Here is a 14,321-nt window from a genome sequence, read left to right on the forward strand (position 1 = left end):
AAAAAAAGCGCCCTGAGGCGCTTTTTTGTTTCACGTCAAATCATTAACCGATGTACTGCTGGCCTTTCATGTACGGGCGCAGCACTTCAGGGATCTCAATACGACCGTCCGCCTGCTGATAGTTTTCCAGCACGGCAACCAGTGTACGGCCGACAGCCAGACCAGAACCGTTCAGGGTATGCACCAGACGGGTTTTCTTGTCAGACTTGCTGCGGCAACGTGCCTGCATACGACGCGCCTGGAAATCCCAGACGTTAGAGCAGGAGGAGATTTCACGGTAGGTATTCTGCGCAGGAACCCAGACTTCCAGGTCGAAGGTTTTGCAGGCACCAAAGCCCATATCACCGGTGCACAGCGCCATACGACGGTACGGCAGCCCCAGCAGCTCCAGCACTTTCTCAGCGTGGCCGGTCATCTCTTCCAGCGCGTCCATCGACTCTTCCGGGCGGACAATCTGCACCATCTCTACTTTGTCGAACTGGTGCATACGGATCAGACCACGGGTGTCGCGACCGTAAGAACCCGCTTCAGAACGGAAGCACGGAGAGTGTGCTGTCAGTTTGATTGGCAGGTCGTCTTCGTCGATGATCTCATCACGCACGAGGTTAGTCAGCGGCACTTCCGCAGTTGGGATCAGCGCGTAGTTGCTGCTGTCAGCTTCCTCGTCCAGCGGACGGGTGTGGAACAGATCGCCGGCAAATTTTGGCAGCTGGCCAGTACCGTACAGCGTATCGTGGTTAACCAGATACGGGACGTAGGTTTCGCTGTAACCGTGCTGCTCGGTGTGCAGATCCAGCATAAACTGCGCCAGAGCGCGATGCAGATGAGCAATCTGGCCTTTCATCACAACGAAGCGAGAACCGGTCAGCTTAACTGCGGCCGCAAAGTCCAGGCCGGCATGCATTTCGCCCAGGGTAACATGATCGCGAACCTCGAAGTCGAACTCGCGAGGCGTACCCCAGCGTTTCACTTCAACGTTGTCGTTTTCATCTTTACCGACAGGTACGCTATCGTCAGGAATGTTCGGGATCGCCAGCGCGATATCACGGATCTCGGCCTGAAGCACGTCCAGCTCCGCTTTCGCCTGATCCAGCTCTTCACCCAGTTTGTTCACTTCCAGGCGTAATGGCTCAATGTCTTCCCCGCGCGCTTTCGCCTGGCCGATGGATTTCGATCGAGAATTACGCTCTGCCTGCAGATTTTCAGTTTGTACCTGCAGAACTTTACGACGCTCTTCAAGAGCGCGCAGCTTATCTACATCCAGCTTAAAGCCCCGGCGTGCCAGTTTTTCAGCGACTGCGTCTGGCTCATTACGCAGCAGATTGGGATCGAGCATGCTTATCCTGTGCTTATCGAATTAAAATAGGAAAATGTGACCACAGCCTGCGGCCACAGGGATACATTGCCAACATTACCGCAACGATCGCACTAACGGTAGCGTTTTATAGGGCTATTTTGATCCTGTCCGGCGAGCCAGGCGAGCTTTTCGCCAATCTTGCCTTCAAGACCTCTGTTTGTGGGGTGATAATAGCGGGTTTGTGCCATCTCCTGCGGGAAATATTCCTCCCCGGCGGCGTAGGCATTGGGTTCGTCGTGGGCGTAGCGGTATTCCTGCCCATACCCCATCTCTTTCATCAGTTTGGTCGGCGCATTGCGCAGATGAACCGGCACGTCATAATCCGGGCGTTCACGAGCGTCGGACATGGCCGCTTTAAAGGCGGTATAGAGAGCGTTACTTTTCGGTGCGCAGGCCAGATAAACAACCGCCTGAGCGATAGCACGCTCGCCTTCAGCAGGCCCGACGCGGGTAAAGCAGTCCCAGGCCGAAATAGCCACCTGCATGGCGCGTGGGTCGGCATTCCCGACATCTTCAGAGGCAATCGCCAGGCAGCGACGGGCCACATACAGCGGATCGCCACCGGCGGTGATAATGCGGGCATACCAGTAAAGCGCCGCATCGGGCGCGCTGCCGCGCACGGACTTATGCAGTGCCGAAATCAGATCGTAAAACCGATCGCCTTTATTGTCGAAACGCGCGCTGCGCTCCCCGGCGATCTCGGTGAGCAACGCCGGTTTCAGTACCCGCTTGCCGGACGCATCCACTTCGGCCATATCGGCCATCATTTCCAGCGTATTGAGTGCCCGGCGGGCGTCGCCGTTAACCAGCTCAGCGATCGCCCGGCGCGTGTCGTCAGGCAGAACGATATCCTGCCCGCCGTAGCCGCGCGCGTTATCGTTCATCGCCTGCGTGAGAACCTGTTCAATATCCTCCACGGTCAGGGATTTGAGCAGGTACACACGTGCACGGGAAAGCAGTGCGGAATTGAGTTCAAACGACGGGTTTTCGGTGGTGGCACCGATGAAGAAAATGGTGCCGTCTTCAATGTGCGGCAGGAAAGCATCCTGCTGGCTTTTATTGAAACGGTGAACTTCGTCAACAAAGAGAATGGTACGTCGCCCGGCATTGCGGTTTTGCCGCGCACGTTCAATCGCCTCGCGGATCTCCTTCACGCCGGACGTGACCGCCGAGATGCGCTCGACATCCGCGTTAGCATAGCGGGCGATAACTTCCGCGAGCGTGGTTTTGCCTGTACCGGGTGGACCCCAAAGGATCATGGAGTGCAGATGCCCGGCCTCAATGGCACGCGGCAAGGGTTTCCCCGCAGCCAGCAGGTGTTGCTGGCCGATGTACTGCGCTAAATTTTCTGGCCGCATACGAGCGGCCAGAGGTTGAAACGCATTCTCAGAAAAATCGAGCGACAGATTGCTCACTCATGCCTCTTACTTGTTGCGCTGATCGTCCACCGTTACGCCCTGCGGCGGGGTAAAGGTGAATTTAGACGCGTCAACCGCGCCGTTTTGCTGGGTCTTGAGCTGGTAGCTGCTACGCTGGTCGTCCTGCTCAACCGCACCAAACTGATTAATGGTTCCGTTGGTGCTCACGTTGATGGTGAACTGTTTCAGGTTGCCATTGCTGCCTTTCGGCGTCAGAACAAACTCATCACCATTCTGTTTGATATTGTACTGCTGCCAGTCGCTGGACTGGTTACGCGCAATCAGCATGAAAGGCGTATTGCTGGTCGCGTCTTTCAGCCAGGTCGCAGTAGCCTGCTCGACAAACGGGTTGTAGAACCACAGGGTCTTACCGTCAGAAACCAGGAAGCTCTCATCCGGCTGAGTCATATGCCAGTTAAACAGATTCGGGCGTTTTACCCACAAATCCCCCTGACCTTCCTGCACCGCATTGCCACTGCCGTCAGTCACTTTTTGCGTGAAGCTGGCGTGGAAACTGCTCACTTTATCCAGTCGGCTTTTAAGGTCGCTGGCTGCATCAGCCCAGACGCTGCTGGCGACAAAACTGGTGAGTAATGCACAGGCGATTGCGATTTTTTTCATTGTTATTCCTTAAAATACGTCATCCCAATATGGGGTTCTGCCCTCTATTGTGTACCTGCCCGAAGGCAGGCGACAGAAGAAAATGCTTAATTTTGGCTGATTTACCCTTCTTTGCAATCACTGAAGGTTAATCAAACGGCGGCGGCGCCAGCACCTCACGGTTACCGTTGTGCCCCTGCTCGCTCACAATGCCCTGCGCTTCCATCTGCTCGATGATGCGCGCTGCGCGGTTGTAGCCGATGCGGAACTGACGCTGCACACCCGAGATAGAGGCTTTACGTTTTTCGGTGACGAAGTTAACCGCCTGGTCGAATAACGGATCCAGCTCCTCGCCGCCGTCCAGGCCACCACCGCCGCCTTCGCTTTCGCTGTCGGAGGTAATGCCATCAACATATTGCGGACGACCGCGCGCTTTCCAGTCCTGCACCACGGCGTGAACTTCCTGGTCGCGAACAAATGCGCCGTGAACACGCACCGGAGAGGTAGAGTTCGGGCCAGAGTAAAGCATGTCCCCCATACCCAGCAGCGACTCCGCGCCACCCTGGTCGAGAATAGTACGCGAGTCAATTTTGCTCGATACGGTAAACGCGATACGGGTTGGAATGTTCGCTTTGATCAGACCCGTAATGACGTCCACAGACGGACGCTGCGTCGCCAGAACCAGGTGGATGCCGGCCGCACGCGCTTTCTGCGCGAGACGTGCAATCAGCTCTTCCACTTTTTTACCGACGGTCATCATCAGGTCAGCGAACTCATCCACCAGCACGACGATGTAAGGCAGTTTTTCCAGCACCGGATGTTGTGCATCCATGCTGTCGCCCGGTTTCCAGTAAGGGTCCGGAATCGGACGGCCCATCCGTGCCGCCTCGGCGATTTTCTCGTTATAACCGGCAAGGTTACGCACGCCCAGCGCAGACATCAGCTTGTAGCGACGCTCCATCTCATTAACGCTCCAGCGCAGAGCATTGGCCGCGTCTTTCATGTCGGTAACCACTTCTGTCAGCAGATGCGGGATACCTTCATAGACCGACAGTTCCAGCATTTTCGGGTCGATCATGATGAAACGGACATCTTCCGGCTGCGCTTTATAGAGCATGCTGAGGATCATGGCGTTCACACCGACGGATTTACCGGAGCCGGTGGTACCTGCCACCAGCAGGTGAGGCATTTTTGCCAGATCGGCCACCACCGGCTCGCCCGCAATATCTTTACCCAGAACCACGCTCAGCGGTGACGGGTTATCGCGGAACTTCGCGTTATCCAGGACTTCGCGCAGGTAAACGGTCTGACGTTTCTTATTCGGCAGTTCAAGACCGACGTAAGGTTTACCCGGAATAACCTCTACAACACGCACCGCCACGGTCGACAGAGAACGCGCCAGGTCACGGGAAAGGTTAGAAATACGCGCGGCTTTTACGCCTGGTGCCAGATTAAGTTCGAAGCGAGTGATCACCGGCCCTGGGGAGTAGTTGACCACATCAGCCTTGATACGGAAGTCCGCCAGACGCGCTTCCACCAGACGAGCCATCTGCTCAAGAGCAAAGGTATCGACCGGCTCGACTTCAGCCGGCGGTGGGGTTAACAGATCCAGCGACGGCAGAGGCGTGCTTGGACGCTGCAACGGACGGCTGTCGCCATTACGCATCAGCAGCGGGTGAATGAGACTCTCCTGCGGCTGTGCCTGAGGCTGCTGGAACTGCGGCGGCTGTGGTGGCTGCTGCGGTTGCGCGTAAGCCTGCGGCGCCGGTTGCTGCTGCTGAGCATACGCCTGCGGCGCTGGTTGTTGCGGCTGTGCATACGCCTGCGGTGCCGGTTGTTGCGGCTGTGCATACGCCTGCGGTGCCGGTTGTTGCGGCTGTGCATACGCCTGCGGCGCTGTCGCAGTCTGCGGACGCGTCGGTTCAGCGTCCGGCATCACGCTCGGCGTGAACAGCGGCTCGCTCGGGCCATCATCAACCAGATCTTTCATTGGCGAGAATTCAAAATCCGACAGCGAGAACGGATTCGCTCCGGCAGGCTGCTCACCGGCATAACGCTGCTGCTGCGTGGCCGCGAACTGGCGCGCTAATTCCGCCTCAGCCGCGTCATCTTCGTCTTGTGGATGATGCACTTCATGCTGGTATTCTTCGCCATAGCGCTGATGCTGCTGGGCGGCGAACTGGCGCGCCAGTTCATCCTGATGCATTTCATCAACGTCATCTTCATACTCATTCTCGCGCGCTTTTTCCTCAGCCATACGCTGAGAAGGGAGCTTGATACCGTAGGAGGCCAGCTCACGCCGCGTTGGCACGCGGACACGGTTTGGGCGAGGTAACTGCGGGCCAATGCCCTCTTTCACCTGTGGACGTGGCGCACCGCCTGTGGCGAGGCTAAAGACCGGGGCAGCCGCGGCGGCTGCCGCTGTAGCCTGCTTCACGCTTTCAGCAACAGGTGCAACGGCAGGCGTTGGATCAACCGGAGGAACCGAAACAGAAGGTGCTTTGGTTACAGGCTCCTGCACCGGTTCAGGCACAGGCTGATACCAGGCCGCCAGCTGTTCACGCTCGCGGGCACGACGCTCTTCGACCTCTTCAAAATAGTATAATGGCGGACGAGACGGTTTCGCCTCTTCCACCACGTCAGGCTCTGGCTGAGGCGCTACGTATGGCTGTTCAGGTTCAACCGGCTCCGGCACGTACTCCTGATGAGGCTGTGCGGCAGGCTGCGCGTACTGCGGATATCCCTGAGGCTCATATGCCGGCTCCGGCTGATAAGGCTGCTGCCAGGCTTCCTGCTGGACAGGAATATAGCTCTCTGGCTCTGGCGCAATAACCGGCTCAGGCGTATGAACGCCAGGGGCGGTTTGCCATTCCACCTGAGGTTGCTGAATGGCGGATTCAGGTGGTGAAACCGGTGCTGAAGGCATCACCGCATCGGCTGGAGCGGCATACGCCTGTGAAGCCGTAGTAGCGGCGGCCGCTGCAGCGACCGGCTCGGTCACGGAGTGACCATTTAACAGCGGGTCATATTCATCAAACGCTCCCGGCGTGGCACGGTTGCCGGAGAAGAGCACATCGTTTGGATCGACAGCCGCACCGGCTGCACGATATTCAACCTGATCGTCTTCATCCATGCGTTTGCCGGAGAAGAGCGCCGCATCGGTTTTACGGCCTAGCGGGTTTGCAAATTTCTCGGCAACACGCTGACGACGCGCCAGCGCGCCTCGCATAATGCGGGCACGACGAGATTCGCGACGCTGAACGGGAGCATCGTCTTCCTCTTCGTACTCATCTTCATATTCATCTTCGTCAACCCACGTATCGTCGCGACGGGTACGGTTGCTGGCGAAGGTCAGGAGGGTAAGGATAAAGCTGCCAATCTTCTCGGCGATGCTCACCCACGACCAGCCGGTGAACAGCGTCAGTCCTGCCGCCCAGATACAGAGCAACGCAAGCGTGCCACCACTGCTGTGAAGCATGGGCTGTAGCGCAGAGCTCAACAGGCTGCCGATCACCCCGCCAGAGGCGAAATACCAGATATCATCGGCGTTGATAGCCGCCAGCCCACACGAGGTGAGGATCAGCGCCAGTGCGCCAATCAGGCGCAGCGACACCGCGAAATAGTCGATATAGTCATCGTTTTGACGATGGCGCCAGGCAAACCAGCATCCGCCAATGATAATGACGGGAAGGGTGTAGGCCATCACCCCGAAAATGAAGAAGAGCGTATCTGCAAGCCAGGCGCCGGGAACACCGCCTAAGTTATGGATAGGCTCATGCCAGGCGGTTTGTGACCAGCTGGGATCTGAGGGGTTGAAACTGAGTAGGGCTGCCATCAGCCAGACGGCAAAAAGGGCAATAACAATCAGCAAAGCCTCGAGGAGACGACGTCCGCTGCTTAGCTTCGATAATGTGACTTCTTTGTCTTCAGTGTATTCCTGGCTCAAGAAAGGCTCTCCAGGTATCAGGCATATCCTGCCTGTTTGCTAAAACGGACAACAGCGCCGGGTATCCCCGGCACTGTTGCTGTATGGATTAACAGGAGTGTAATCAAACTACACTGATTTTGCACCTGTTCCGTGTTAGCGCGTCTTAATAACCAGACGATTGCTCTGTTTGACTTCTTCCATCACCACATAGGTACGGGTGTCATTCACGCCCGGCAGACGCAGCAGGGTTTCACCCAGCAGCTTACGGTAGGCGGACATATCAGGCACACGGGTTTTCAACAGGTAGTCGAAATCACCGGATACCAGATGACACTCTTGAATTTCTTCAAGTTTTTGTACAGCGGCGTTAAATTGCTCAAACACATCCGGCGCACCACGATTCAGAGTAATCTCAACAAATACCAGAAGTGAGGCATCCAGATAATGCGGGTTCAACAGAGCCGTATAGCCCTGAATGAAACCCTGTCTTTCCAGTCGGCGCACACGCTCAAGGCACGGCGTCGGGGAAAGTCCCACACGTTTTGAAAGCTCGACGTTGGAAATACGCCCATCCTTTTGCAATTCATTAAGAATGTTACGATCGATACGGTCGAGATCTTTGCCAGGGCGCTTCTTGCTATCTACCATTATTATTGTCTCTCTGTATTCCTTCCCTACTCCTGCCTGGACCCTGTGCACATCACTGTTCAGAGCCTGTACCCGTTAGTCATCACATCGCCTGGTTATGTATTAGACGCGATGCGGATTCGGGTTCTGTTGGTAAGAAGACCGTTGCCCGAAGGCAGTCACCGATATCACGTATGGCGTCTGTCCACGCCATGCGTAGATTTCACTGACCCGGTAAAAATGGCATTTACGTGCATGCCTATGCGGCATGCGGTTAACGCGGTTTTTTTTTCTTCCTTGAATGTTTTCGCAAAAGCGCAGGGGATTGTCAAAGCAAAACATCGATTTTTAGTACAACATGCCGGATATTCATTACGGCAGGGTATTAATCCTCATTTTATTGCCGTACAAACGAGCGAATTTCGGTGCAAAGCGTGATGTTATAGCGCTTAATTCATCGTCGCTGGCTATTGCACATATCGATATCAAAATTGCTGCGCTCTTTTTTTACGGCAACAAATTCCCTACAATCCAGCCAAATGTCTGCCAACAACAATGGGGATCTCATGGGCACGGCCAAACACAGTAAGCTGCTAATTCTTGGTTCTGGACCTGCGGGATATACCGCGGCGGTCTATGCTGCACGCGCTAACCTGCAACCGGTTCTGATTACCGGCATGGAAAAAGGCGGTCAGCTGACCACCACCACGGAAGTGGAAAACTGGCCAGGCGACCCGAACGACCTGACCGGGCCGCTGCTGATGGAGCGTATGCATGAGCATGCGACGAAATTCGAAACCGAAATTCTGTTCGATCATATCAACAAGGTTGACCTGCAGAACCGTCCGTTCCGTCTGACGGGCGACAGTGGCGAGTACACCTGTGATGCACTGATCATCGCGACCGGCGCTTCTGCTCGTTACCTCGGTCTGCCGTCTGAAGAAGCATTCAAAGGCCGTGGCGTCTCCGCCTGCGCAACCTGCGATGGTTTCTTCTATCGCAACCAGAAAGTGGCGGTTATCGGTGGCGGCAACACTGCCGTGGAAGAAGCCCTTTATCTGGCGAACATCGCCTCTGAAGTGCACCTGATCCACCGTCGTGACACCTTCCGCGCAGAGAAGATCCTGATCAAACGTCTGATGGATAAAGTGGCGAGTGGCAATATCGTGCTGCACACCAACCGTACTCTGGAAGAAGTCACGGGCGATCAGATGGGCGTTGCCGGTCTGCGTATTCGTGATACCCAGAACACCGATAACGTCGAAACGCTGGAAGTGGCGGGTCTGTTTGTGGCGATCGGTCACAGCCCGAACACCGCGATTTTCGAGGGGCAACTGGAGCTGGAAAACGGCTACATCAAAGTGCAATCCGGTATTCACGGCAACGCGACCCAGACCAGCATTCCTGGCGTATTCGCTGCTGGCGATGTGATGGACCATATCTACCGTCAGGCGATCACCTCTGCTGGCACCGGCTGTATGGCCGCGCTGGACGCTGAACGCTACCTCGACGGGCTGGCGGAACAAGGTAAATAATCTTTACAAGTCAGTAACAAACGTAAATAAAGGCGGCGATAAGTCGCCTTTATTGTCTCTCCGTTGTAACATTGCGCTGCCCAACTTCTAATAACGTCACCTGCTAAGTACGCAATGGAAAAAACCCGTCAACAAGAATTAACACGCTGGCTGAAACAGCAAAGCGTTCTTTCCCGCCGCTGGCTAACCATCTCCCGTTTTCTGGGGTTTGTCAGTGGTCTGTTGATTGTTGCCCAGGCATGGCTGCTGGCCCGCATTCTTAATCACATGATCATGGAGAACATTCCGCGCGAAGCGCTCCTGTTGCCCTTTATCGTCCTGATCCTGATTTTTGTTCTTCGTGCCTGGGTGGTCTGGCTGCGTGAGCGCGTGGGTTTTCACGCCGGACAGCATATCCGCTATGAGATCCGCCGTCAGGTGCTTGACCGCCTTCAGGAGGCCGGTCCGGCGTGGATCCAGGGTAAACCCGCGGGAAGCTGGGCGACGCTGATCCTTGAGCAGATTGACGATATGCATGACTACTATGCGCGCTATCTGCCACAGATGGCGCTAGCCGTCTTCGTTCCGTTGCTGATTGTCATCGCCATCTTCCCGGTCAACTGGATGGCAGCGCTGATCCTGCTGGGCACAGCCCCGCTGATCCCGCTGTTTATGGCGCTGGTGGGCATGGGCGCCGCGGACGCTAACCGACGTAACTTTCTGGCTCTGGGTCGCTTAAGCGGCCATTTCCTTGACCGTCTGCGCGGCATGGAAACGTTGCGCATTTTTGGCCGCGGTGAAGCGGAAACTGAAAATATCCGCCTCGCATCGCAGGATTTCCGTCAGCGCACCATGGAAGTGCTACGTCTGGCGTTCCTCTCCTCCGGCGTACTCGAATTCTTTACCTCGCTGTCGATTGCGCTCGTGGCAGTCTACTTTGGCTTCTCGTATCTCGGCGCGCTGGATTTTGGCCACTACGGCACGGCGGTGACCCTTTCAGCCGGTTTCCTTGCGCTGATACTGGCCCCCGAATTTTTCCAGCCGCTTCGCGATCTGGGCACCTTCTATCATGCAAAAGCGCAGGCCGTGGGCGCGGCTGACAGCCTGAAGACGTTTATGGAAACGCCACTGGCGCATCCGGAACGCGGTGACGTGACGCTGAACGCCAAAGAGCCGGTTACCCTTGAAGCGCGTGATTTCTCCATTCTGTCGCCTGAAGGCAACGTGCTGGCAGGCCCGCTTAACTTTACCCTTCCGGCCGGAAAACGTGTGGTGCTCGTAGGCATCAGCGGTTCAGGGAAAAGCTCTCTGCTCAATGCGCTATCGGGTTTTATGGCCTACACCGGATCGCTGCGGATCAACCAAACTGAACTGCGCGATCTCGATCCGCTTGCCTGGCGTAAACAGCTTAGCTGGGTGGGACAAAACCCTCAGCTTCCTGCCGCCACGCTGCGAGACAATGTGCTACTGGCTCGCCCGGATGCGCGTGACGATGAACTGCAATCCGTGCTCGACCGCGCCTGGGTCAGCGAGTTTCTGCCGCAGCTTCCGCAGGGTGTCGATACCGTTGTCGGTGACCAGTCTGCCGGCCTGTCAGTCGGTCAGGCCCAGCGTGTGGCGGTTGCCCGCGCGCTGCTTAACCCATGCCAGCTCATGCTGCTCGACGAGCCAGCAGCGAGCCTTGACGCACACAGTGAGCAACGCGTCATGGATGCCCTGAATGCGGCCTCGCGGCAGCAGACCACCCTGATGGTCACCCATCAGCTGGAAGGTATTGCTGACTGGGATCAGATCTGGGTCATGGAAAATGGTCATATTGTTGAGCAAGGCGATTACGCCTCTCTCGTTGCCGCGCAGGGCCCGTTTGCCACCCTGCTGGCAAACCGTCAGGAGGATATCTGATGCGTGCTCTGCTTCCCTATCTTGCGCTCTATAAACGACATAAATGGATGCTGCTGCTGGGCATTGTGCTGGCGATTGTTACCCTGCTTGCCAGCATCGGTCTGCTTACGCTCTCCGGCTGGTTCTTGTCCGCTTCGGCCGTCGCGGGGTTCGCGGGTTTATACAGCTTTAACTATATGCTTCCTGCGGCAGGCGTTCGCGGCACCGCAATCACGCGTACTGCCGGACGTTATTTTGAGCGTCTGGTCAGCCACGACGCCACTTTCCGCGTGCTACAGCACCTGCGCATTTACACCTTCAGCAAACTGCTACCCCTCTCCCCTGCCGGGCTGGCACGTTTTCGTCAGGGTGAGTTACTCAACCGTGTCGTAGCCGATGTCGACACGCTGGATCACCTTTACCTGCGCGTCATCTCACCCATCGTGGGGGCGTTTGTGGTGATTGTGGTGGTCACGCTGGGGTTGTCGGTTCTGGACGTTCCCGTTGCGCTCACGCTGGGTGGCATCATGCTGCTGACGCTGATTATCCTGCCACCGCTGTTTTATCGTGCAGGTAAATCCACCGGCGAGAACCTGACGCGACTGCGCGGCGACTACCGACAGCAGCTGACATCCTGGCTGCAGGGACAGGCGGAACTGACCATTTTTGGTGCCAGCACGCGTTATCGCAGTCAAATGGAAAGCACTGAGCTGAACTGGCACGAAGCCCAGCGCCGCCAGTCGGAGCTGACGGCATTCTCCCAGGCGCTGATGATGTTAATCGGCGGCGTGGCGGTCATCGCCATGCTGTGGATGGCTTCAGGTGGCGTAGGCGGGAATACCCAGCCCGGCCCTCTGATTGCCCTCTTCGTTTTCTGCGCCCTGGCCGCATTTGAAGCGCTGGCCCCGGTGACGGGCGCCTTCCAGCATCTTGGACAGGTCATCGCTTCTGCCCTGCGCATCACCCAGATTGCCGAGCAGGAGCCGGAGGTTACATTCAGCGGCGCTCAGACCGCCGTGCCGGTGCAGGTTGCGCTGACCCTGGATAACGTCACCTTTGCCTATGAAAAACAGGCGCAGAACGCGCTGGAAGGGATCACGCTGTCTGTTAAAGCAGGCCAGCGGATTGCGCTCCTCGGTCGTACCGGTTGCGGTAAATCCACCCTTCTTCAGTTGCTGACCCGCGCCTGGGATCCGCAGCACGGTCAGATTCGGTTTAACGATACGCCGCTGACCGACTTCAGCGAACAGACGCTGCGCAAGACCGTGAGCGTGGTTCCGCAGCGCGTGCACCTCTTCAGCGCGACGCTGCGTGATAACCTGCTGCTCGCGGCACCTCAGGCCTCCGACGATGATCTGCGCGCCATGCTAGAGCAGGTTGGGCTGCAAAAACTGCTTGAGAACGATGGGCTGAACGGCTGGCTCGGGGAAGGCGGTCGTCAGCTCTCCGGCGGCGAGTTGCGCCGTCTGGCGATTGCACGCGCGTTGCTGCACGATGCGCCGCTGATGCTGCTTGATGAACCCACTGAAGGGCTGGACGCAACAACCGAGAGCCAAATCCTTGATTTACTGGCCCATGTTATGACCGGAAAAACCGTGCTGATGGTCACCCACCGCCTGCGCGGGCTGGCGAGTTTTGATCAGATAATTGTGATGGACAACGGACATATTATTGAGCAAGGTAGTCACACAGAACTGTTGGCGAAACAGGGTCGCTACTACCAGTTTAAACAGCGTCTGTAAACTATATTTGTACCGATCCTAACTCGCGTATTGGAGTTCTGCTGTCATGCGCCTGGTCCAGCTTTCTCGTCATAACATCGCGTTCCCTTCGCCGGAGGGAGCGCTGCGTGAACCTAATGGGCTGCTGGCCCTTGGCGGCGACCTCAGTCCTGCGCGGCTTTTGATGGCTTACCAGCGTGGCATTTTCCCGTGGTTTTCACCCGGCGACCCGATTTTATGGTGGTCGCCCGATCCCCGTGCCGTGCTGTGGCCGGCGCAGTTTCACCTGAGCCGCAGCATGAAGCGTTTCCATGCGAAATCACCCTACCGCGTCACCCTGAATCATGCCTTCGGTCAGGTCATTGAAGGCTGTGCCGAAGACCGTCATGAAGGAACCTGGATCACCCGCGATATCATTACCGCCTATCACCAGCTGCATGAGCTGGGTTTCGCGCACTCCATTGAAGTCTGGCAAGACGGTGAACTCGTCGGCGGGATGTATGGCGTTGCGCAGGGGACGCTGTTTTGCGGCGAATCGATGTTCTCCCGTGCCGTGAATGCCTCGAAAACCGCGCTGCTGATCTTCTGCCAGGAGTTTGCCCAGCGCGGCGGAAAACTGATGGATTGCCAGGTCCTCAATGAGCATACTGCCTCGCTCGGCGCGGTTGACATCCCCCGCCGTCACTACATAGAACATCTGGACGTTTGCCGTCAGGAGAAGCTCCCGCGAGACTTCTGGGTACCAAGAACGCTCTTTATGCCCAATGCCTAAATGTTTTCCGCATATTTTTTGTGAGGGTGTTATAATTATGCCGCAGAGTAGGTTCTGCCTGTTGCCTCGCCGCCGTTTGGGTCCTCCGCTTCAGATAACGTCCTGACGTTTATCCTGTTGTATCCCCTTTACGAATGCGCTTTCCGTTCGGTTGTACCGTGACGCTTGGGCAATGCGCCGAAACTATTTTGCTGCGTTTTAAACGCGCAATTCTTTACTTAATTGATGAATTTCGGCATTATCTTGCCGGTTCAAAACTTGGTAGTGATACCCCAGAGGATTAGATGGCCAAAGAAGACAATATTGAAATGCAGGGTACCGTACTTGATACGTTGCCTAACACCATGTTTCGCGTAGAGCTGGAAAACGGTCACGTGGTAACTGCGCACATCTCCGGTAAAATGCGCAAAAACTATATCCGCATTTTAACGGGCGACAAAGTGACTGTTGAACTGACCCCGTACGACCTGAGCAAAGGCCGCATTGTCTTCCGTAGTCGCTAA

At 56.4% G+C, this 14,321-nt stretch carries 10 protein-coding genes; 5 read left to right on the top strand and 5 right to left on the bottom strand.

Annotated features, from left to right (window positions below; translation table 11 throughout):
- Positions 1–43: 43 nt before the first annotated feature.
- The 5 genes from serS to lrp form a co-directional block, all read right to left on the bottom strand.
- The gene (gene serS / locus QE396_RS09340) at positions 44–1,336 is read right to left on the bottom strand and encodes a serine--tRNA ligase (RefSeq protein ID WP_008499983.1); all 1,293 of its coding nucleotides are present in this window, start codon (positions 1,334–1,336) and stop codon (positions 44–46) included.
- 92 nt (positions 1,337–1,428) lie between these two features.
- Positions 1,429–2,772, bottom strand: coding sequence for a replication-associated recombination protein RarA (rarA, locus tag QE396_RS09345; protein WP_020884828.1), 1,344 nt, complete (start codon positions 2,770–2,772; stop codon positions 1,429–1,431).
- 9 nt (positions 2,773–2,781) lie between these two features.
- On the bottom strand, positions 2,782–3,396 hold the full coding sequence (gene lolA, locus QE396_RS09350; protein WP_020884829.1) for an outer membrane lipoprotein chaperone LolA: 615 nt from the start codon (positions 3,394–3,396) through the stop codon (positions 2,782–2,784).
- Positions 3,397–3,523: 127 nt separating this feature from the next.
- Positions 3,524–7,321, bottom strand: coding sequence for a DNA translocase FtsK (gene ftsK, locus QE396_RS09355; protein ID WP_020884830.1), 3,798 nt, complete (start codon positions 7,319–7,321; stop codon positions 3,524–3,526).
- A 135-nt stretch (positions 7,322–7,456) separates the two neighbouring features.
- A complete protein-coding gene (lrp, locus tag QE396_RS09360; protein WP_000228469.1) occupies positions 7,457–7,951 on the bottom strand; it encodes a leucine-responsive transcriptional regulator Lrp in 495 nt (164 codons plus the stop codon).
- Between the two features lie 545 nt (positions 7,952–8,496).
- Between lrp and trxB the strand changes: the two genes are divergently transcribed.
- From trxB to infA, 5 genes are all read left to right on the top strand, one after another.
- On the top strand, positions 8,497–9,465 hold the full coding sequence (gene trxB / locus QE396_RS09365) for a thioredoxin-disulfide reductase (protein WP_025204565.1): 969 nt from the start codon (positions 8,497–8,499) through the stop codon (positions 9,463–9,465).
- 114 nt (positions 9,466–9,579) lie between these two features.
- Positions 9,580–11,346: a heme ABC transporter permease/ATP-binding protein CydD gene (locus tag QE396_RS09370; RefSeq protein ID WP_020884832.1), complete on the top strand. Its 1,767-nt coding sequence runs from the start codon at positions 9,580–9,582 to the stop codon at positions 11,344–11,346.
- Positions 11,346–13,067, top strand: a complete 1,722-nt coding sequence (locus QE396_RS09375) for a heme ABC transporter ATP-binding protein/permease CydC (protein WP_020884833.1) — start codon at positions 11,346–11,348, stop codon at positions 13,065–13,067. Before QE396_RS09370 ends, QE396_RS09375 begins: the two co-directional genes overlap by 1 nt.
- Positions 13,068–13,113: 46 nt before the next feature.
- Complete coding sequence (gene aat, locus QE396_RS09380; protein ID WP_020884834.1) at positions 13,114–13,818, top strand: leucyl/phenylalanyl-tRNA--protein transferase; 705 nt, start codon at positions 13,114–13,116, stop codon at positions 13,816–13,818.
- A gap of 284 nt (positions 13,819–14,102) precedes the next feature.
- Positions 14,103–14,321: a translation initiation factor IF-1 gene (gene infA, locus QE396_RS09385; RefSeq protein ID WP_002211347.1), complete on the top strand. Its 219-nt coding sequence runs from the start codon at positions 14,103–14,105 to the stop codon at positions 14,319–14,321.

It is taken from the genome of Enterobacter sp. SORGH_AS_0287 (assembly GCF_031453695.1).
GTDB lineage: Bacteria > Pseudomonadota > Gammaproteobacteria > Enterobacterales > Enterobacteriaceae > Enterobacter > Enterobacter ludwigii.